The organism is Streptomyces sp. NPDC046261, from assembly GCF_040646235.1.
Taxonomy (GTDB): Bacteria; Actinomycetota; Actinomycetes; order Streptomycetales; family Streptomycetaceae; genus Streptomyces.
Genome location: NZ_JBEYZU010000005.1, coordinates 65,302 through 84,649, shown reverse-complemented (window position 1 = coordinate 84,649; position 19,348 = coordinate 65,302). Strand labels below are relative to the sequence as shown.

The following is a 19,348-nucleotide window of genomic DNA, read 5'->3' as shown; positions in this document are numbered from 1 at the left end:
GGGACGGGGCCTAGACGCGTACCCAGTCCCCCAGCGCCAGTCCGCGCGCGTCCGGGCGCTGGCGGGCCACGCGCAGGGTGCCGTCCGTGGCGAGGGCGGCGGCCACGACGCGGCCGGCGGCGTCGAGGGCCAGGGCGGGGGCGCCCACGCACTCCTCGCCGGTCTCGGACCAGGTGGCGTCGGTGGCGGCCTCGTCGCGTGTGGCGTAGGCGGCCACGGCCGGCAGGCCCGAGGCGGAGCGCTGGGCCAGGACCGTGCAGTCCTGCCCGTCGAGGGTGGTGCGCAGGACGGCGACCGGGCCGGTGCCGCCGGTGCCCAGGGAGGTCAGCGCGACGGGGGCGGGGGCCTCCGCGCTCTCCTCACCGCCCGGGGCGGGGGCGTGCTGGACGTGCAGGACGGAGTCGGCGCCGGCGCGCCAGAAGTGGCTGACGCGGTCGCCGTCCGCCGGGGCGCAGCTGAACGAGCCGGTCAGGGACTTGGCGGGGGTGTCCTTCACCCGCTTCAGCGGGCCGCCGGGCTCCTCCTGGCGCCAGCGCAGGACGCTGTCCGCGGTGGAGGCGAGCAGCTCCACGCGCCCCTGGGCGCTCACGCCGGCGGCCCCCGCGTCAAGGACGCGGCTGCCGTGCAGGTCCAGCCACGGCCCCCAGATGCCGCGGGCGTCCTGGCGGCGTCCGCTGACGCCGCGGCCGGCGTTGCGGAAGTACAGGTGCAGGCCCACGCCGTCCACGACCGCGACGGGGGTGCCGATCTGGTCGGCGCGCTCCCAGTCCTGGCCGTAAGGGGTGCCGATCGAGCGCCAGTTGGTCAGGGCGCGGCCCGACTGGAACTGGGTGGTGTAGACGACGTCGGTCTCGGCCCGGCCGTCCTCGTGGGCGCGGCGGCGGATTCCGGCGAGGAAGACGTAGCCCTGGGCGCTCTGGGTTATGGAGACGTACGGCTCCAGGCCCGGCACCTCGAACCGCTGCGGTCCGCTCCACTCGGGGCCACCGGGGCGGGTCTCGGTCCAGCGGACGATGCCGCCGGGGGCCGGGGCGTAGGCCGTCAGCCGGCCGTCCTTGCCTCGCAGCAACCAGCCGGTGGTGGTGGCCGTCCGCACTGCCATTCCTCGCTGACCAGCCTCTCTTTGACCATGGGCCCTGTTCGTGGGCCCTCGACGATAACACTGTGACCGGGGGCGAATTCCGGGCGCGGGGCGGCATGCGAGGCTGTCGCCATGACTGTTGCTCTTCTTGTCGTGGATGCCGCGAATGTCGTCGGCAGCGTGCCCGACGGCTGGTGGCGCGACCGGCTGGGGGCGGCCGGAAGACTGCGTGACCGCCTGGTGGAGTACGCCGCGCACGGGCTGCCGCAAGGGGCGGTGAGCCCGCCGCTGCCGGGCCCGCTCGAGGTGGTGCTGGTGGTGGAGGGGGCGGCGCGCGCCCTCGCGGGTGTGCCGGGGGTGCGGGTGGAGGCGGCCGGCGGCAGCGGGGACGACCGGATCGTGGAGGTGGTGGCCGCCCGCGAGGTGGGCCGGCGCTGTGTGGTGGTCACCGCCGACCGCGCGCTGCGGGCGCGGGTGGCGGCGCTGGGTGCCGAGGTGACCGGGCCGCGCACGGTACGGCCGTAGGGCCCGGGACCGCGACGGCCCCGGGCCCCGGCGGGCGGGCGGTCAGACCTTGGGCGGCTCGGGGCGGTGCGGTGCCCCGCTGATCCTGCTGTAGCGGCGCCCGTAGACGAAGTAGAGGACGACGCCGAGGGCCATCCACAGCGCGAACCGCACCCAGGTCTCGGCCGGCAGATTCAGCATCAGCCACAGCGAGGCCAGTACGGACAGCACGGGGACGGCGGGCACGAACGGGGTGCGGAAGGCCCGCGGCAGGTCGGGGCGGGTGCGGCGCAGGATGATGACGCCGATCGCGACGACGACGAAGGCGAAGAGCGTGCCGATGTTGACGAGTTCGGCCAGCACGTCGATCGAGGTGAAGCCGGCGACGACCGCCACGACGACGCCCAGGAGGATCGTCGAGCGGTAGGGCGTGCCGTAGCGCGGGTGGACCGTGGAGAAGAAGCGCGGCAGCAGCCCGTCGCGGCTCATCGCGAAGAACACCCGGCTCTGTCCGAGCAGCAGGATCATGCAGACGGACGTGAGGCCGACGGCCGCGCCGAAGCTGATCAGGCCGGCCCAGAAGGGGTGCCCGGATGCCTTGAAGGCGTCGGCCAGGGGCGCGTCCGTGGAGAGCTCGGTGTATTTCTGCATGCCGGTGACGACGATGGAGACCGCCACGTACAGCACGGTGCAGATGGCGAGCGAGCCGAGGATGCCGCGCGGCACGTCGCGCTGGGGGTTGCGGGTCTCCTCGGCGGCGGTGGCGACGATGTCGAAGCCGATGAAGGCGAAGAAGACCACGGCGGCGGCGGTGAAGATGCCCATGACGCCGAAGTGCGAGGGGGTGAAGCCGGACATCAGCTGGACCAGCGGGGCGGCGATCCCCCTGCCGCCCTCGGCGCTCTGGGAGGGCGGGATGAAGGGCTCGTAGTTGGCGCCGGTGATGAAGAAGGAGCCGACGATGATGACGATCAGCACGACGGTGACCTTCACGGCGACGACGACCGCCGTCACCCGCGAGGACAGCTTCATCCCGGCGACCAGGATGCCGGTCAGCACCAGCACGAGCACGCAGGCCAGGAGGTCGAAGCCGAAGTCGCCGTGGTGCGGTCCGGTCAGCGGTCCCGGCAGATGCCAGCCGGCGTTGTCCATCAGCGAGCGGATGTAGCCGGACCAGCCGACGGAGACCACGGCGCAGCCCAGCGCCAGCTCCAGGATCAGGTCCCAGCCGATGATCCACGCGGGCAGTTCGCCGAGCGAGGCGTACGAGAAGGTGTACGCGGACCCGGCCACCGGCACGGTGGAGGCGAACTCGGCGTAGCACAGCGCCGCGAGCCCGCACACGATGCCGGCGAGGACGAAGGCCAGCGCCACCGAGGGGCCGGCGTTCTGCTTGGCGACCTTTCCGGTGAGCACGAAGATGCCGGTGCCGATGACGACACCGACACCGAACACGGTGAGGTCGAGCGAGGAGAGGTCTTTTCGGAGCGCGTGCTCCGGCTCCTCGGTGTCCTGGATGGACTGTTCCACCGTCTTGGTCCGGAACATACCGCTCCGGCCGCGGCCGCTGCCTCCAACGGGTTGCTCTGTGCTCATCGGCTCACCTCCACGCTGCTCGGCGTCACTCGTCCTCCCTGAACCGATCGAGTGTCCGCGATGATCGGGGCCGTACGGGGGCGGCCACAGCCGCCCCGTCCAGGATTCACCCGATGGAGGACAGGCGCATCCATGCCGAAGGGCCGACCGGACCACCCGCACAGGGGGTGACCGGCCGACCCTGGGGCACGGCGGGAGGTGAGAGGAGGGGCGTGAGCCGCCGTCAGTCGCGTACGGCCTCGACGGCCTCGGGCGCACCGGCGCTCCCGGTGGTCTCGGCCGCCTCGGCCGCCTCATCGTCGAAGCGCCCGTCCAGCTTGGCGACCAGCCCGGTGACCTGGCGGGCGATGTCGGGGGCGGTGAGCCCGATCTCCGCCATGATCTCCTTGCGGGAGGCGTGGTCGAGGAAGCGCGGCGGGATGCCGAAGTCGCGCAGCGGCAGGTCGACGCCCGCGTCGCGCAGCGCCTGCGCGATCGCCGCGCCGACACCGCCCACGCGGCCGTTGTCCTCGACGGTGACGACGACGCGGTGCTGCTCGGCCAGGCCCGGCAGGGCCTCGTCGACGGGCTTGACCCAGCGCGGGTCGACGACGGTGCAGGAGATGCCCTGCTTGTCGAGCAGGTCGGCGATCTCCAGGCACATCGGGGCGAGCGCGCCGACGGAGACGAGGAGGACGTCCGGCGTGAGCGTGCCCTGCGCGGGCCGGCGCAGCACGTCCATGCCGCCGATCCGGCCGACGGCCTCGACGGCGGGGCCGACGGTGCCCTTGGAGTAGCGCACGACGGTGGGCGCGTCCTTGACCTGGACGGCCTCGCGCAGCTGGGCGCGCACCTGGTCGGCGTCGCGCGGTGCGGCGATGCGCAGGCCGGGGACGACCTGCAGGATCGACATGTCCCACATGCCGTTGTGCGAGGCGCCGTCGTCGCCGGTGACGCCCGCCCGGTCCAGGACGAAGGTGACGCCGCACTTGTGCAGGGCCACGTCCATGAGGACCTGGTCGAAGGCGCGGTTGAGGAACGTGGCGTACACCGCGAAGACCGGGTGCAGCCCGCCCGTGGCCAGGCCCGCGGCCGAGGTGGCGGCGTGCTGCTCGGCGATGCCGACGTCGTAGACCCGCTCGGGGAACTCCTTGGCGAACTTGCCGAGGCCCACCGGCTGCATCATGGCGGCCGTGATGGCCACGATGTCCTCGCGCTCGCGGCCGAGCTCGACCATCTCGTCGGCGAAGACCGAGGTCCAGCTGGCGCCGCCGGAGGCGACGGGCAGGCCGGTGTCGGGGTGGATGGCGCCGATGCCGTGGAAGCGGTCGGCCTCGTTCTGCTCGGCGTGCTTGTAGCCGCGGCCCTTCTGGGTGAGGCAGTGCACGAGGACGGGGCCGCCGAAGCGCTTGGCGCGCTGGAGCGCGGACTCCAGGGCCTCGATGTCGTGGCCGTCGATGGGGCCGACGTACTTCAGGCCCAGGTCCTCGAACATGCCCTGCGGGGCGATGAAGTCCTTCAGGCCCTTCTTCGCACCGTGCAGCGTCTCGTAGAGGGGCTTGCCGACGACGGGGGTGCGCTCGAGGAGGTCCTTGCCGCGGGCCAGGAAGCGCTCGTAGCCGTCGGTGGTGCGCAGGGTGGCGAGGTGGTTGGCCAGACCGCCGATGGTGGGCTCGTAGGAGCGCTCGTTGTCGTTGACGACGATGACCAGGGGGCGGTCCTTGGCGACGGCGATGTTGTTCAGCGCCTCCCAGGCCATGCCGCCGGTCAGGGCGCCGTCGCCGATGACGGCGACGACGTGGTCGTCCTTGCCCAGGACCTGGTTGGCCTTGGCGAGGCCGTCGGCCCAGCCCAGCACCGTGGAGGCGTGGCTGTTCTCGATGACGTCGTGCGCGGACTCCGCGCGCGAGGGGTAGCCGGACAGGCCGCCCTTGGCGCGCAGCTTCGAGAAGTCCTGGCGGCCGGTGAGGACCTTGTGGACGTAGGCCTGGTGGCCGGTGTCGAAGAGGATCTTGTCCTTGGGCGAGTCGAAGACCCGGTGCAGGGCGATGGTCAGCTCGACCACACCGAGGTTGGGCCCGAGGTGCCCGCCGGTCTTGGAGACGGCGTCGACGAGGAAGGTGCGGATCTCCGCGGCCAGCCGGTCGAGCTGCTCCGGGGTCAGCCGGTCCAGGTCGCGCGGTTCCCTGATGCGGGTCAGCAGGGCCACCCGTGCCTCCTTCATCGAGCTGTCGGCTTGTTCGAAGCGTGCAGAAGCCCGGAAGCTTCCAGATCCGTCGAGTCTAATGTTCCGCCTGCTGTGGCGATGAACGGGTGTTGCGACCTGCGTCACGCGATCGGCCGAACAGTCACCCAAACCGCCCGAAAGGGCAGGGGTGGGCCCCGAACCGCGCAGGTCCGGGGCCCACCCGTTCGTACGTACGAGGATTACGCCCGTCCGGCCGTCTTCTGGGTCTTGCGGGAGACCGAGTCGATCACCACGGCGGCCAGCAGCACCGCACCGGTGATCATGTACTGGACGGCCGAGGCGATGCCCAGCAGGGCCATGCCGGAGGCGATGGACTGGATCACCAGCACGCCCAGCAGCGCGGACCAGGTCTTGCCCCGGCCGCCGAAGAGGCTGGTGCCGCCGATGACGGCCGCCGCGATGGCGTTCATCAGCAGGCTGCCGGCGCCCGAGGACTGGTTCGCGGCGTTGATCTGCGAGGCCAGGAACATGCCGCCGAGCGCCGCCATCGTCCCCGAGAGGGCGAAGACGGAGATCCTGATCGCCGCGACGTCGATGCCGGCCCGGCGGGCCGCCTCGACGCTGCCGCCGAGGGCGAAGACCTTCCGCCCGTAGGAGGTGCGGCGCAGCACGAAGTCGAGCGCCACCACGATCCCCAGGAAGATCACCACGGCCAGCGGCAGGCCCTTGTACTGGTTGAACAGCCACGCCACCACATAGGCGGGCACCGCCAGGGCGGCCGTGCGCAGGACGATCTCGCTCAGCGGGCGGCTGGGGACGCCGGCCGCCTCGCGCCGCCTGCTGTCGCGCAGGGAGAGGAGGAAGAACGCCACGACGCTCAGCGTGGCCAGGCCGTAGGCGGCGGCCACGTCGGTGAAGTAGTGGTTGGTCAGCCCCGCGACCAGCCCGGAGTCGTCGAGGTTGATGGTGCCGTTGGAGCCGAGCACCTGCAGCATCAGGCCGTTCCAGCCGAGCAGGCCGGCCAGGGTGACCACGAAGGCGGGTACGCCGATGCGGGCGAAGAAGAACCCGTGCAGCGCGCCGACCAGGGCGCCCGAGAGGATGGCCAGGAGGAAGGCCAGCCACTCCGCCATGCCGTGCATGACGTTGAGGACGGCGAAGACCGCGGCGGCCAGGCCGCTGACCGAGCCCACCGACAGGTCGATCTCGCCGAGGATCAGCACGAAGACGATGCCGACCGCGATCAGGCCGGTGCCGGCGGCGGTGACGAAGAGGTTGGAGAGGTTCTCCGCCCCCAGGAAGGCGGAGTCCCGCAGCTGGAAGACCAGGCCGATGACGAGCAGCCCGACGACCACGGGCAGTGAGCCCAGCTCACCGCTGCGCAGCTTGCGGCGGAACTCGCTCCAGTAGCCGGCGAAGCCCTCCTCGCGGACCAGCAGGCGCGGGTCGACGGCGGGGACGGCCTCGTGGGCGGGGGCCTGGCCGTTGCCGTTGGCGGCCGGCTCGGGGGACGACGTGGGCAGCTTGGTGCTCATGCGCCCGCCTCCTTCTCGGGCTCGTCGGCGTGCGGGGCCTGGGTGCTCTTCTCCGCCTCGCCCGCCGTGTCGGCCGGGGCGGCCCCGGCGGCCTCCGCGGAGCGGGCGCGGCGGCGGGTGACGGCGTTGTCCGTGGCGCCCGTGATGGCGGAGATGATCTCTTCCTGGGAGGTCGTGCGGACCTCGAAGGTGCCGTTGTTGCGGCCGAGGCGCAGCACCGCGACCCGGTCGGCGACGGCCTTCACGTCGGCCATGTTGTGGCTGATGAGGATGACGCCCAGGCCCCGCTCGCGCAGCCGCTCGACCAGGTCGAGGACCTGCGCGGTCTGCTCGACGCCGAGCGCGGCGGTGGGCTCGTCGAGGATGACGACCTTGGGCTCGCCGAGCAGCGAGCGGGCGATGGCGACGGTCTGCCGCTGGCCGCCCGAGAGCGAGGCGATCGGGATCCTGACGCTGGGGATGCGGATGGAGAGGGTGGACAGCAGCTCGCGGGAGCGGCGCTCCATCTCGACCTCGTCCAGCACTCCGCCGCGGACGATCTCGCGGCCGAGGAAGAGGTTGCCGACGACGTCGAGGTTGTCGCACAGCGCGAGGTCCTGGTAGACCGTCGCGATGCCCAGCTCCTGGGCGACGTGCGGCCGGTCGACGGTGACGGGCCGGCCCTCCCACTCGATGACGCCGTCGTCGGCGGGGCCCACTCCGGCGATGGTCTTGACGAGGGTGGACTTGCCGGCGCCGTTGTCGCCGACCAGGGCGACCACCTCGCCGGGGTGGATCTCCAGCTCTACGTCGGTGAGCGCCTGGACGGCACCGAACCGCTTGGAGATTCCGCGCAACGCCAGCACGGGCGTAGCGGACACGTGAATCATCTCCTTCACCACCCCGAGGGGGCGGCAGCCTGGGGGCTTACTTCAGTCCGGCCTGGTCGCACTGCGCCTTGTACTTCTCGGTGCAGATCTCGTTCAGGGTGAAGAAGCCCTCCTTGCCGACGTACTGGCCGATGTCCGCCTTGGTCAGCGCGAAGGGGGTGACGATGATGGCGGGGATCTTCTTCTGGGTGCCGCTGTCGACGGTGGTCTTGGCGACCCCGTCGGTGCCCTTGCCCTGGGCGAGGGCGACGGCCAGCTCGGCGGCGGCGTCGGCCTCGGGCTTGTACGGCTTGTAGACGCTCATGAACTGCTCGTCGGAGAGGATCCGCTGCACGGCGGAGAGCTCGGCGTCCTGGCCGGTGACGGGCGGGAGCTTGTCGAAGCCGGCGCTCTTGAGGGCGGTGATGATGCCGCCGGCCATGCCGTCGTTGGCGGAGTAGACGCCGACGATGGTGTCCTTGCCGAGCGAGGAGATGGCGCCCTTCATGTTCTCGTTGGCGTTCTCCGGCTTCCACTCCTTGGTGTCGTACTCCTTTCCGATCTTGACCTTGCCGTCGAGCACCGAGTGGGCGCCGTCCTTGTACATCTTGGCGTTGGGGTCGGTGATCGCGCCGTTCATCATCACGATCTGGCCCTTGGCGGCGTTGTCGCCGAGCTCCTTGAGCAGCGATTCGCCCTGGATCTTGCCGACGCGCTCGTTGTCGACGGAGGTGTAGGCCTTGACCGGGCCCTCGGCCAGGCGGTCGTAGGCGACGACGGGGATGCCCTTGTCGTTGGCCTTCTTCACCGAGCTGGCGATCGACTTCGCGTCCACCGCGTCGACGATCAGCGCGTCGACCTTCTTGGTGATCATCGTGTCGACCTGCTGCTGCTGGACGGCGGCGTCCTGCTTGGCGTTGTCGTAGAGGACGACGGTGTCCGCCCCCGCCAATTCCTTGATCTTCTTCTCGATCAGCGGCTTGTCGAACCGCTCGTAACGCGCGGTCTGGTTCTCGGGGAGCAGCAGGCCGATGGTCAGCGGGCCCTTCTTGTCCTTCTTCTTCTCCCCGTTGTCGCCGGCTTCCTTGGCGCTGCCACAGGCGGCCAGCCCGGTGGCCATGGAAACGGCGGCGATGGCCACGACGGCACGACGCAGATGCGAATTCATGGTGCAGATACCTCCCTGACGAGGCCGCGTCGTTGCGGCCGAGGTGGCTGGAAGTCAACTCGGCCGTCAAGGGAGCGTCAAGAAGTAAATTCTTAACGAGATGGCAACGATGCCATTCGTTATCTGCGTGAACTCAAGAGCGCCACGCGGGAAACGGGCGAATGCCCTATCGGTTCACCGTGGGGGCGTGCGCGGGCAGCGTCTCGTCCAGCAATGACGAATCGCCCATTTCGCTGAGGACGAGCGCCAGGGCGCCCAGCACCTCGGCCCGGCCGCCCAGGGCGCCGGGGACGACCTCCAGCTGCCGGGCGGCGCTCGGGATCGCGTACCGCGAGACGGATTCGCGCAGCGGCGCGAGCACCAGCTCGCCGGAGTCGGCGAGGTCGCCGCCGAGCACGACGCGGCTGGGGTTGAGCAGATTGCACAGGTTCGCCACACCGCTGCCGATGTGCCGGCCGACGTCCGAGATGACCCGCCGGCAGCCCGGGTCCCCCTCCTGCGCGAGCCGCACCATCCGCGCCACGGTCAGGTCGGCGCCGTGGGCCGAGTGCAGCAGCGGCAGGACGTAGCGGGCCGCGGTGAAGGTCTCCAGGCAGCCGCGGTTGCCGCACCGGCAGACCGGGCCGGACTCGTCCAGGGTGATGTGGCCGATCTCGCCGGCGGTGCCGCCCGGGCCCCGGTAGATCTCCCCGTTGATCACCAGGCCGGCGCCGACGCCGCTGGCCACCTTGATGTAGGCCAGGTCCCTGGCCCCCCGGCCGGCACCCCAGACCAGCTCGCCGAGGGCGCCGAGGTTGGCGTCGTTGTCGACGTGGACCGGCACGTCGAGGCGGCCGGCGAGCTCGTCGCGGGGGTTGGTGCCGGCCCAGCCCGGCAGGATCGCGGTGGAGCCGAGCACCCCGGACTCCACGTCGATCGGGCCCGGGACCCCGAGCCCCACTCCGACGATCTTGCCCGGGCTGATGCCCGCCGCCTTGACCAGGCTGGTGACCAGGTGTTCCGCGCGCGCCAGGCCCTGGGTGGCGGAGGCGTCCACGTCGAGCGGCTCGGCCTCCTCGGCCAGCACCCGGTGGGCGAGGTTGCCGATGGCGACCCGCAGGTGGGTATGGCCGAAGTCGACTCCCACGACGATGCCCGCGTCCCCGGAGAGGGAGACGCTGCGCGCCCGCCGGCCACCGGAGGAGGTGGGGGTGACCTCGACCGTTCCACCGTCCTTGAGCTCCCGGACGATGTTGGAGACGGTGGCGGCCGACAGCCCGGTGGCCCGGGCGATCTCGGCCTGGGTGAGCGACCCCGCCATGCGCACCGCGCGCACGACCCGCTCCAGGTTGGCCCGGTGCAGCGACGACTGCGACCCCGGAGTCTCCACGCCCATCCACTCCCGCCTCACCGGGCCGGCACGACCGCCGCCCCGCCGGCCGGGCTACAGCTCTGGAGCCCGGCCATCCATACAACATGTGAACTCTTAAGCTCGCCGCACGGCTTGCGTCCCGTCAAGGGCTTGACGGCGATCCCGGCCACGGCACCGTTGCCGTACCGAGGCCCTCCGGGCCTCTCCCGGGGGCTCCCGGCGACCTCGCGCCGACGCCATATCGTACGGAGCGGACCGTTGCCCCGGGCACCGAGGGTGGGGGCGCACCGGTCGGTCGCGGTAACTCGAACGGGCGAATCCACCGTTCGCCGCTCCGCCGGCCGACGGATCGGGGCACGTCCGCACTCCAGCGGTCCCGCGGCATGTTCATCCGACATAACCACCGCCGGCGCCGGATGCCCGGCGCCCGTCCGGCGCGATGCGCCCCGGCGCTCTGCCCGATAGTTGGGGGCTTCCGCGGCAAGAACGAACGGAGCCCCGAGCATGTGCGAGGACCCTCAACTGGCCACCGCCGACTGGTGGTACACCCTCCGGATCCCGGCGCAGCCCTGGATGGTCGGCGTCGTCCGCAACTCGCTGCGCCTCGCGCTGGGGCGGCACGGCCGTTCGGATCTCGCCGACACCGCCTGTCTGCTCGCCACGGAGCTGGTCACCAACGGCGTGGTGCACGCGAAGTCCCCGGTGACGGTCCACCTCGGCTGCCGCTTGCGGACCCTGCACGTGGCCGTCCATGACACGGGCCCGGCGGTCCCGGCGCGGCGCAGGGCGGGCGTGGACGAGGAGTCGGGGCGGGGGCTGGCCCTCATCGACAGCTGCGCCACGGCCTGGGGGGTGTCCCCCGCCGCGCACGGCGGGGGCAAGGCGGTCTGGTTCACCCTGGCGTGAGGGGCGGCCCGTGGGGCCCGGGGCTACTTCAGGGCGCCCGCCGTCAGCCCCGCCTGGACCTGCCGCTGGAAGACGATGTACGCGGCGAGGACCGGCAGCATGGCCATGACCAGGCCCGCGAAGAGCCCGGACCAGTCGCCCTTGTAGCCCTGGCTGACCGCGAGCGCGACCAGCCCCTGTGGCAGCAGCTTCTTGTCCTCGTCGCCGACGTTGAGGACCGTGGGCAGCAGGTACTGGTTCCACTGGCCGAGGAAGTTGAAGATCCCGACGCTGATCAGGCCCGGCTTGGCCATGGGCAGCATCACCTGGAAGAAGGTGCGGGTGTGCGACGCCCCGTCGATCATGGCCGCCTCGGCGACGGAGGTGGGCAGGGTCCGGAAGAAGCCGCTGAGGAAGAAGATCGTGAACGGCAGCGAGTAGGCGATGTAGACGAGGATCAGCCCGTGGTAGGTGTCGAGCAGCTGCATGTTCTTCATCACGAAGAACAGCGGGACGAGCGCCAGGATGACGGGGAAGCTCATGCCGCCGACGAAGAGGAAGTAGACGAAGCGGTTGCCGGGGAAGTCGAAGCGGGCCAGGACGTAGGCGGCCATCGAGCCCAGCAGCATGGTGCCCAGGAGCGAGCCGGCCACGACGACGACGGAGTTGAGGAAGTACTCCCCCATGTGGGCCTGTGACCAGGCGCGGCTCCAGGCGCCGAAGTGCAGGCCGGAGGGCAGCGCCCAGGGGGAGGTGAAGATCTCCTTGTCCGTCTTGAAGGCGCTCATCACCGCCCACAGCAGCGGCAGGGTGACCATCAGGGCCCACAGCACGAGGACGCCGTGCGAGAAGACGTTGAGGACCGTCCCCTCGCTGCCCATGCGCCCGCGGGAGGCGTCGGTGGGCCTGTCGGTGGGCGCCTTCGTGGTGCCGTGCCCCTCCGTGGGGTCCGTGGTGAGAGCCATCAGTACTCCAGCCGCTCGCGCCGGCCGAGTTTCATGACGAGGCCCGCGAAGATCAGGGTGACGATGAGCAGGGCGACGCCGAGGGTCGTCGCGTATCCGGCCTGCCCGTCCCGGAACGCCTTGGTGTAGAGGTAGAAGGACAGGACCTCGGTGGAGTAGTCCGGTCCGCCCGGCCCCACCGTCATGATCTGGACGACGGCGAACGAGTCGAGCGCCATGATGCCCATGTAGACCCAGCCGGTCTGGACGGTGTCCCACAGCAGCGGCAGCGTGATCCGGAAGAAGGTCTGGAGGCGGTTGGCGCCGTCCAGCAGCGCGGCCTCGTAGAAGTCCTTCGGAATGGAGCTCATGCCGGCCGAGAACAGCACGACGTAGAAGCCGACATTGCTCCAGATCATCACCGCCATGACGCACCACAGCGCGAGGGAGGGGTCGCCCAGCCATTCGGGCCGCACCGAGTCCAGGCCGATCGCGCTCAGGAAGGAATTCAGGGCGCCGCTGTTGGGGTTGTAGGCGAACTGGAAGAGCAGGGCGACGATGGCGATCGAGAGCACCTGCGGGAAGAAGTAGACGATTTTGTAGAAGCCCGACCCGCGGACCCCGGCCACCGCCGCGTTCTTCCTGCGGCGGCCGCCGAGATTGAGCATGAAGGCGAAGAACAATCCGAGCCCGAGGGTCACCAGCGGCAGTATCAGCAACAGCAGGACGTTGTGGCCGACGGATTTCCAGAACACCTCGTCGTGCCACAGCCGTTGATAGTTGTCGAACCCCGTCACCGTGAAGTCGGGGCTCAGTCCGGTCCAGTCGGTGAAGGAGTAGTAGACGGCCTGGACGAACGGCGAGACGACGAAGATGCCGTAGATCGCCAGGGGCAGGACCAGGAACCCCGCGATGAAGCGGTACTTACCGTGCTGCATGACCGCCACCGCTCACTTGTGCTTGTACTTCTTGACGGCGCTGTCCTTGGCGGTGTCGTCGGCATAACGCTGGATCTTGCTGATCGCCTCGTCGGGCGTCAGCCGGCCGGCCATCATCTCGCCGAGCACCCCCACACCGATCTTCTCCTTCTGCAGCGCGACGTACCAGTCCTGGATCCGGGGGTTGACGACGTTCCTGCCGGCCTTGGTGAGCGCTTCCTGGCAGGAGGCGAGGCCGGGCGGCAGGGTCAGGCCCTCGGTGCCGCCGTTGAGGGAGGTGAGCGAGGAGACGGACCGGATGAAGTTCTGGGAGGACTTCTTGCCCAGCATGGTGCGCAGCAACTCCATGCCGCCCTGGGGGTTCTTGGCGTTCTTCGGCACGATGAAGGGCTCGCCGCCGGAGGCCCAGAGGGTGCCGAACGGCATCTTGTCGCTCTTGTCGAGGCTGGAGGGCGCGGCGACCGCCATCTGGAAGTCCTTGGGCGTGGTCTGCTTCGACTCGTTCTCGACCCAGGAGCCGTTGGGGATGAACAGGGCCTTGCCCTCGTTCCAGGCGGTCTGCGACTCGATGTGGGTCAGGCCCGGCGTGCCCCGGAGGATATAGCCCTTCCTGTAGAGCTCGTAGTACGCCTCGAAGGCCGACTTCACGGCCGGGTCCTTCCAGGCGTTCGGCTCCAGATTGTCGATCTTGTTCAGCACCTCCACGCCGCCGATCTTGGCGATGAAGGGGTAGAGGCTGAACGGCAGGTAGTACGGGTGCTTGCCCGCGTACGTCCAGCCGGCGATGCCCTTCTTCTTCGCGGCCTCGCAGACCCTGAGCATCTCGTCCCAGGTCTCGGGGTACTGGGCGTCGAGCTTTTTCAGGTTGGTCCTGGAATACCAGACGCCATAGACGGTGTAGGCGTAGTACAGGATCCAGGTCTCGCTGCCGTCGAACTGGCCCATCTCCACGACGCCCGGGCGCAGGGTCTCGCGTACCTTCTTGGACGGATCGTCGTAGGAGGGCGCGTCCAGCAGGGCGTTGAGGTCGGTCAGCTGCTTCTTGCCGACCAGGGTGCCCATGTCCATCTGTTTGGCACCGGAGTTGTCGATGAGGTCGGGCGGGGTGCCGCCGTTGAAGCGGGGCTGGAGCTGGGTCTGGATCTCCTGGGTGGCGGAGTGCTTGACCGTGGCGTTGGGGAAGGCCTTCTTGTATTCGGCCTCGGCGTCCTTGGCGTACTGCTGGCCGAATCCGCCGTCGAAGATGACGACGTCGAGCGGGGCGCTCTCATTGACGGCGAGCGGGTTCTTCTCGCTCTTCTTGCCCTTGTCGACCTGGTTGCCGCCGTCGCCACCGCTGTCACCGCTCGCGCAGGCGCTCAGCGCGCTCATCGTCGGCACGGCGATCAGGCCGATGGCCGCCGCCCGCTTGATCAGGTCGCGTCGGCCGAATTCCGGGGTGGATCCCATGCTCAAGTCCTCGCCTTCTCCAGGACTCAGGCGGTGTGGCGGTCTCCCCTGGACGAACTCGCCGACGGCGAAGGGCCCGACACCGCGGGTCAGTTGAAGCGTGGTGCTGGGTGTGCGCCGGAGTGAGGTCCCCCGCGACGGTGCCGGCCGCCGCGCTCCCCCGGGTCCGCGGGGCGGATGACGAGCGCCCCGGACGCCGACAGGTATAGTCCACTCCGATCAACTGGGCAAGATCGAAAGCGGCTTTGACCCTCAGTCTTTCCCGAGTTGAGACCTCGCACGGGCCCCGGCGGACGGCCCGGCGGCAGGGCGCCCGGCGCCACCGCCGCGCCTCGCCACGCGTCCGCCCGGACGCGGGCGCGCCGCGCGACACCAGTCCCGAGACCCTTGACACCACTGGTGTCTCACGCCCTACTTAACACTGCGCGACTCGGGTGACAACGTTGTCGGATGTTGTCGGATTCGGTGGGCTTCGAGGCTTCGTGGAGGCGGCTTCGTGGAGAGGCAAGGGATGCGACTCAGGCTCGGAAACCGCCGCCGAGGGCGCCGACGCGCCCGCCCCGCGGCCCTCCTGCTGGCCACCGTAATGGTGACGACCGCTCAGGTCACGCAGGGCGGCGCCGTGTCGGCCGGGCCCGCCGGGCCCGCACAAGCGGCGGCCGAGCGCTTCGCCTCGTCCTTCGAGGCGGGCGAGCCGCAGCCCGATTGGCTCAATGCCGTCGAGACCGGTCCCGACGGACGCAGACGCTCCGCGGGGGTCGACGGCGACGACACCAGCGGCATCCCCGGCAATGTCACCGACCGGGTCACCGCCGTCCGCGCCAGCGGCGAGCACGCCGAGGCGGGGGAGGTGAAGGAGAACCTGATCGACGGGGAGAGCGCGACCAAATGGCTCGACTTCGAGCGGGCCGCCTGGCTGGAATTCGAGCTGGCCCAGCCGGTCAAGGCCGTGCGCTACGCCCTGACCTCCGCGAACGACGCCCCCGGCCGGGACCCCCGGGACTGGACGCTCAAGGGCTCCGACGACGGCAAGAACTGGACGACGCTGGACTCCCGCCGGGAGCAGAGCTTCGAAAGGCGCCTGCAGACCCGGGAGTTCTCCTTCGCGGGCACCACCGCCTACCGGCAGTACCGCCTGGAGATAACCCGCAACGGCGGCGAGCCCGTCCTGCAGCTCGCCGAGGTGCAGCTGGCCACGGCCGGCGACGGCACTCCCCCGCCCGCCGACATGCGCAGCCACATCGACCGCGGCCCGACCGGCTCCCCCACGGCCAAGGCCCGCGTGGGATTCACCGGCACCCACGCGCTGCGCTACGGCGGCATGCACCAGGCCACCGGGCGCGGCTACTCGTACAACAAGGTATTCGGCGTACGCACCAAGGTCACGCCGAGGACCCTGCTGTCGTACAAGGTCTTCCCCTCCATGCCCGAGCGGGACGCCCGCTACCCGGCCACCCATGTCTCGATCGACCTCGCCTTCACCGACGGCACCTACCTCAGCGAGCTCGGCGCCGTCGACCAGCACGGCGCGCGGCTGACCCCGCAGGACCAGGCCGCCTCCCGGACGCTGTACGTCAATCAGTGGAACAACAAGGAGTCACACATCGGGGCCGTCGCCGCCGGCAAGACCGTCGAGCGCGTCCTGATCGCCTATGACTCCCCTGTGGGCCCCGCGAAGTTCCGGGGCTGGGTGGACGACATCTCGCTCGCCCCGGCCCCCCGCGAGAAGGCCCCGGCCCACCCCGCGGACTGGGCCGTCACCACGCGCGGCACCCACTCCAGCTCGAACTTCTCACGGGGCAACACCTTCCCCGCCACCGCCGTCCCGCACGGCTTCACCTTCTGGACCCCGCTCACCAACGCCGGTTCCCTGGACTGGCTCTACCAGTACGCGGCCACCAACAACCCCGACAACCTCCCCACCGTCCAGGCCTTCGGCGCGAGCCATCAGCCCAGCCCCTGGATGGGCGACCGGCAGACCTTCCAGGTCATGCCCTCGGTGGCCCCTGACACCCCCTCCGCCTCACGCTCCGCACGCGCCCTCCCCTTCCGGCACTCCCGCGAAATCGCCCGCCCGCACTACTACGGCGTCACCTTCGAGAACGGCCTGAAGGCCGAGATCGTCCCCAGCGACCACGCCGCGATGATGCGATTCACCTTTCCGGGCGACAATGCGAGCGTCATCCTTGACAACGTCAAGAACAAGGGCGGTCTGACCCTCGACCCCGCCAACCGGGCCTTCAGCGGCTACTCCGACGTCAGGAGCGGACTGTCCAAGGGCGCCGGCCGCCTCTTCGTCTACGGCGTCTTCGACGCGCCCGTCACCGCGAGCGGCAAGATCAAGGGGGACGCCGGGGGCGACACCGCCGACGGCGTCACCGGCTATCTGCGCTTCGCGCCGGCCCGGGCCCGTACGGTCACCCTGCGCATCGCGACCTCCCTCATCGGCGTCGACCAGGCGAAGGCCAACCTCGAGCAGGAGATCCCGGCGCAGTCCTCCTTCGGCCGCGTCCACGACCGCGCCCGCGCCGCGTGGGACGCCCTCCTCGGCCGCGTCGAGGTCGAGGGCGCGAGCCGCGACCAGCTCACCACGCTCTACTCCAGCCTCTACCGCCTGTACCTGTATCCCAACTCCGGCCACGAGAACACCGGCACGGCGAGCCGCCCCCGCCTGCGATACGCCAGCCCCTTCTCGCCGCCCGCGGGAGAGGACACCCCGACCACGACCGGCGCGAAGATCGTCGACGGCGAGGTGTACGTCAACAACGGCTTCTGGGACACCTACCGCACCGCCTGGCCCGCCTACTCCCTCCTCACCCCCAAGCTGGCCGGCAAGCTGGTCGACGGCTTCGTCCAGCAGTACAAGGACGGCGGCTGGATCTCCCGCTGGTCCTCCCCCGGCTACGCCGACCTGATGACGGGCACCAGCTCGGACGTCGCCTTCGCCGACGCCCACGTCAAGGGCGTCGCCTTCGACGCCGAGGCGGCGTACGAAGCCGCGCTCAAGAACGCGACCGTCGCCCCCGACGACCCCGGCACCGGCCGCAAGGGCATGGAGACCTCCGTCTTCCTCGGCTACACGAGCACCAGGATCCGCGAGGGCGCCTCCTGGGCACTGGAGGGCTACCTCAACGACTTCGGCCTGGCGAGAATGGCCCGGGCGCTGTACGACCGCACGCACAAGCCCCGCTACCGCGAGGAGTCGGCCTACTTCCTCAACCGCGCCCGCAACTACGTCAAGCACTTCGACTCCCGGATCGGCTTCTTCCAGGGCAAGGACGAGAGCGGCGCCTGGCGGCTGGGACCGGACTCCTACGACCCCCGCGTCTGGGGCCACGACTACACCGAGGCCAACGGCTGGAACTTCGCCTTCACCGCCCCCCAGGACACCCGGGGCCTCGCCAACCTCTACGGCGGCCGGACGGGCCTGGCGAAGAAACTCGACGCCTACTTCGCCACCCCCGAGACGGGCGACCCGGAGTTCGCGGGCTCCTACGGCGGCGTCATCCACGAGATGACGGAGGCCCGGGACGTCCGCATGGGCATGTACGGCCACAGCAACCAGCCCTCCCACCACGTCGCCTACCTCTACGACGCCGCCGGCCAGCCGTGGAAGACCCAGGAGAAGGTCCGTGAGGTCCTCTCCCGGCTCTACCTCGGCAGCGAGATCGGCCAGGGCTATCCGGGCGACGAGGACAACGGCGAGATGTCGGCCTGGTACGTCTTCAGCGCGCTCGGCTTCTACCCGCTGGTAATGGGCCAGAGCGAGTACGCGATCGGCGCCCCCCTCTTCACGAAGGCCACCGTCCACCTGGAGAACGGCCGCGACCTCGTCATCAAGGCCCCCCGCAACAGCGCCCGCAACCTCTACGTCCAGTCCCTCCGCGTCAACGGCCGCTCCTGGGACTCCACCGCCCTCCCCCACTCCCTCCTGACCAAGGGCGCCACCCTGGAGTTCACCATGGGCCCGAGACCGTCGAACTGGGCCACCTCCGAGAAGGCCGCCCCCACCTCCATCACCGAGGACGACAAGGTCCCGACCCCCCTGTCGGACGTGACCCTCCCCGGCGACTCGGCCCTGACGGACGACCACTCCCGCACGGACGCCCCGGTCACGACGACCAACCTGGCGTTGACGTCCGGTCCGGCCCGGGTGACGACATACACCCTCACCTCCTCGGACCGCACCACGTCCCCCTCGACGTGGACCCTCCAGGGCTCCCCTGACGGCGAGCACTGGACAGACCTGGACCGCCGCTCGGGCGAGTCCTTCACCTGGAACCACCAGACCCGCCCCTTCGAGGTCCGGACACCGGGGGCGTACGGGCACTACCGGCTGGTGGCGGAGGGCGCAGACCGACGGCTGGCGGAGGTGGAGTTGCTGGGATCGTAGGAGCCCTCAGTCCATGACGACGGTGACGACACTGGCCCCGACGGCCTGCCCGCCCTCTCTGGCGGTGACCGACCCCGGCTCAGCGAGGACCTGCCCCCGTGCGAGGTCCGCGTCTTCGATGCCGAGCATGATGCCGACACGGGTGCCGGCCCCGACCCTCTACAGACGCTCGTGGGGCTGCACGAAACCCAGGATCCGGGCGGCCCGGGCACGCGCGCTCCCGACGATCTCGACGATCTGTCCGGGAACGGCGACGCCGCGCTCGACGTAGCCGACGACAAGAGTCCCGGGGCCGGGGGACCCCAGGAGCTCCTTGGCCCAGGGGACGACACGGGCTCCGTGACGCGGCACGGCGAAAACGTCCTGGGCGGGCATCAGAGAGGGCCGGTCGACATCGCATGCCTGGGCGGCCAGCCCGTCCACCGCCGCCACCAAGTCGCCGACCGGCGCACCGCCGACAGCCTTCCGCGCTTGCTGCCGAACCAAGAA

At 70.5% G+C, this 19,348-nt stretch carries 14 protein-coding genes and 1 pseudogene; 3 read left to right on the top strand and 12 right to left on the bottom strand.

The window, feature by feature from the left end:
• Positions 1 to 10: 10 nt before the first annotated feature.
• Complete coding sequence (locus ABZ956_RS11765; protein ID WP_361890695.1) at positions 11 to 1,096, bottom strand: hypothetical protein; 1,086 nt, start codon at positions 1,094 to 1,096, stop codon at positions 11 to 13.
• 117 nt (positions 1,097 to 1,213) lie between these two features.
• On the opposite strand from ABZ956_RS11765, the gene ABZ956_RS11760 reads away from it, so the two are divergent.
• A complete protein-coding gene (locus tag ABZ956_RS11760; protein ID WP_361890692.1) occupies positions 1,214 to 1,606 on the top strand; it encodes an NTP pyrophosphohydrolase in 393 nt (130 codons plus the stop codon).
• Between the two features lie 42 nt (positions 1,607 to 1,648).
• Here the strand turns inward: ABZ956_RS11760 and ABZ956_RS11755 are convergent, their stop codons facing one another.
• The 6 genes and pseudogenes from ABZ956_RS11755 to ABZ956_RS11730 all read right to left on the bottom strand — a co-directional run bounded on the left by ABZ956_RS11755 (position 1,649) and on the right by ABZ956_RS11730 (position 10,268).
• Positions 1,649 to 3,181, bottom strand: a complete 1,533-nt coding sequence (locus ABZ956_RS11755; RefSeq protein WP_361890690.1) for an amino acid permease — start codon at positions 3,179 to 3,181, stop codon at positions 1,649 to 1,651.
• A 223-nt stretch (positions 3,182 to 3,404) separates the two neighbouring features.
• Entirely contained in the window at positions 3,405 to 5,369 is a 1,965-nt protein-coding gene (dxs, locus tag ABZ956_RS11750) for a 1-deoxy-D-xylulose-5-phosphate synthase (RefSeq protein WP_361890688.1), read from the bottom strand.
• Between the two features lie 218 nt (positions 5,370 to 5,587).
• Positions 5,588 to 6,883 (bottom strand): sugar ABC transporter permease, encoded by a 1,296-nt coding sequence (locus ABZ956_RS11745; RefSeq protein ID WP_361890685.1) that lies wholly within the window; start codon positions 6,881 to 6,883, stop codon positions 5,588 to 5,590.
• 92 nt (positions 6,884 to 6,975) lie between these two features.
• A pseudogene (locus ABZ956_RS11740) lies at positions 6,976 to 7,752 on the bottom strand (ATP-binding cassette domain-containing protein); the annotation flags it as partial.
• Between the two features lie 37 nt (positions 7,753 to 7,789).
• Entirely contained in the window at positions 7,790 to 8,899 is a 1,110-nt protein-coding gene (locus ABZ956_RS11735) for a substrate-binding domain-containing protein (RefSeq protein ID WP_361890683.1), read from the bottom strand.
• Between the two features lie 166 nt (positions 8,900 to 9,065).
• The gene (locus ABZ956_RS11730) at positions 9,066 to 10,268 is read right to left on the bottom strand and encodes an ROK family transcriptional regulator (RefSeq protein ID WP_361891432.1); all 1,203 of its coding nucleotides are present in this window, start codon (positions 10,266 to 10,268) and stop codon (positions 9,066 to 9,068) included.
• A gap of 486 nt (positions 10,269 to 10,754) precedes the next feature.
• Here ABZ956_RS11730 and ABZ956_RS11725 point away from each other — a divergent pair, with 486 nt between their 5' ends.
• Positions 10,755 to 11,156: an ATP-binding protein gene (locus ABZ956_RS11725; protein WP_361890680.1), complete on the top strand. Its 402-nt coding sequence runs from the start codon at positions 10,755 to 10,757 to the stop codon at positions 11,154 to 11,156.
• A 23-nt stretch (positions 11,157 to 11,179) separates the two neighbouring features.
• Here the strand turns inward: ABZ956_RS11725 and ABZ956_RS11720 are convergent, their stop codons facing one another.
• From ABZ956_RS11720 to ngcE, 3 genes are read right to left on the bottom strand one after another with little or no spacing between them, the layout of a single operon-like run.
• Positions 11,180 to 12,100: a carbohydrate ABC transporter permease gene (locus tag ABZ956_RS11720; RefSeq protein ID WP_361890678.1), complete on the bottom strand. Its 921-nt coding sequence runs from the start codon at positions 12,098 to 12,100 to the stop codon at positions 11,180 to 11,182.
• Positions 12,100 to 13,017: a sugar ABC transporter permease gene (locus tag ABZ956_RS11715; protein ID WP_361890675.1), complete on the bottom strand. Its 918-nt coding sequence runs from the start codon at positions 13,015 to 13,017 to the stop codon at positions 12,100 to 12,102. Before ABZ956_RS11715 ends, ABZ956_RS11720 begins: the two co-directional genes overlap by 1 nt.
• Before the next feature lie 12 nt (positions 13,018 to 13,029).
• A complete protein-coding gene (ngcE, locus tag ABZ956_RS11710; protein WP_361890672.1) occupies positions 13,030 to 14,466 on the bottom strand; it encodes an N-acetylglucosamine/diacetylchitobiose ABC transporter substrate-binding protein in 1,437 nt (478 codons plus the stop codon).
• Positions 14,467 to 15,052: 586 nt separating this feature from the next.
• On the opposite strand from ngcE, the gene ABZ956_RS11705 reads away from it, so the two are divergent.
• Complete coding sequence (locus ABZ956_RS11705; RefSeq protein WP_361891429.1) at positions 15,053 to 18,859, top strand: GH92 family glycosyl hydrolase; 3,807 nt, start codon at positions 15,053 to 15,055, stop codon at positions 18,857 to 18,859.
• A 6-nt stretch (positions 18,860 to 18,865) separates the two neighbouring features.
• Here the strand turns inward: ABZ956_RS11705 and ABZ956_RS11700 are convergent, their stop codons facing one another.
• Both ABZ956_RS11700 and ABZ956_RS11695 read right to left on the bottom strand, forming a co-directional pair.
• Entirely contained in the window at positions 18,866 to 18,988 is a 123-nt protein-coding gene (locus tag ABZ956_RS11700) for a hypothetical protein (RefSeq protein ID WP_361890669.1), read from the bottom strand.
• A gap of 30 nt (positions 18,989 to 19,018) precedes the next feature.
• Positions 19,019 to 19,345, bottom strand: coding sequence for a hypothetical protein (locus ABZ956_RS11695; RefSeq protein ID WP_361890666.1), 327 nt, complete (start codon positions 19,343 to 19,345; stop codon positions 19,019 to 19,021).
• Positions 19,346 to 19,348: the final 3 nt, after the last annotated feature.

Excerpts from the sequence above, each read along its gene's own strand:
- ngcE (WP_361890672.1), bottom strand. The coding sequence starts at position 14,466 with ATGGGATCCACCCCGGAATTCGGCCGACGCGACCTGATCAAGCGGGCG.
- ABZ956_RS11715 (WP_361890675.1), bottom strand. The coding sequence starts at position 13,017 with ATGCAGCACGGTAAGTACCGCTTCATCGCGGGGTTCCTGGTCCTGCCC.
- ABZ956_RS11760 (WP_361890692.1), top strand. The coding sequence starts at position 1,214 with ATGACTGTTGCTCTTCTTGTCGTGGATGCCGCGAATGTCGTCGGCAGC.
- ABZ956_RS11705 (WP_361891429.1), top strand. The coding sequence starts at position 15,053 with ATGGTGACGACCGCTCAGGTCACGCAGGGCGGCGCCGTGTCGGCCGGG.
- ABZ956_RS11725 (WP_361890680.1), top strand. The coding sequence starts at position 10,755 with ATGTGCGAGGACCCTCAACTGGCCACCGCCGACTGGTGGTACACCCTC.
- ABZ956_RS11735 (WP_361890683.1), bottom strand. The coding sequence starts at position 8,899 with ATGAATTCGCATCTGCGTCGTGCCGTCGTGGCCATCGCCGCCGTTTCC.
- ABZ956_RS11745 (WP_361890685.1), bottom strand. The coding sequence starts at position 6,883 with ATGAGCACCAAGCTGCCCACGTCGTCCCCCGAGCCGGCCGCCAACGGC.
- ABZ956_RS11700 (WP_361890669.1), bottom strand. The coding sequence starts at position 18,988 with ATGCTCGGCATCGAAGACGCGGACCTCGCACGGGGGCAGGTCCTCGCT.
- ABZ956_RS11755 (WP_361890690.1), bottom strand. The coding sequence starts at position 3,181 with ATGAGCACAGAGCAACCCGTTGGAGGCAGCGGCCGCGGCCGGAGCGGT.
- ABZ956_RS11720 (WP_361890678.1), bottom strand. The coding sequence starts at position 12,100 with ATGGCTCTCACCACGGACCCCACGGAGGGGCACGGCACCACGAAGGCG.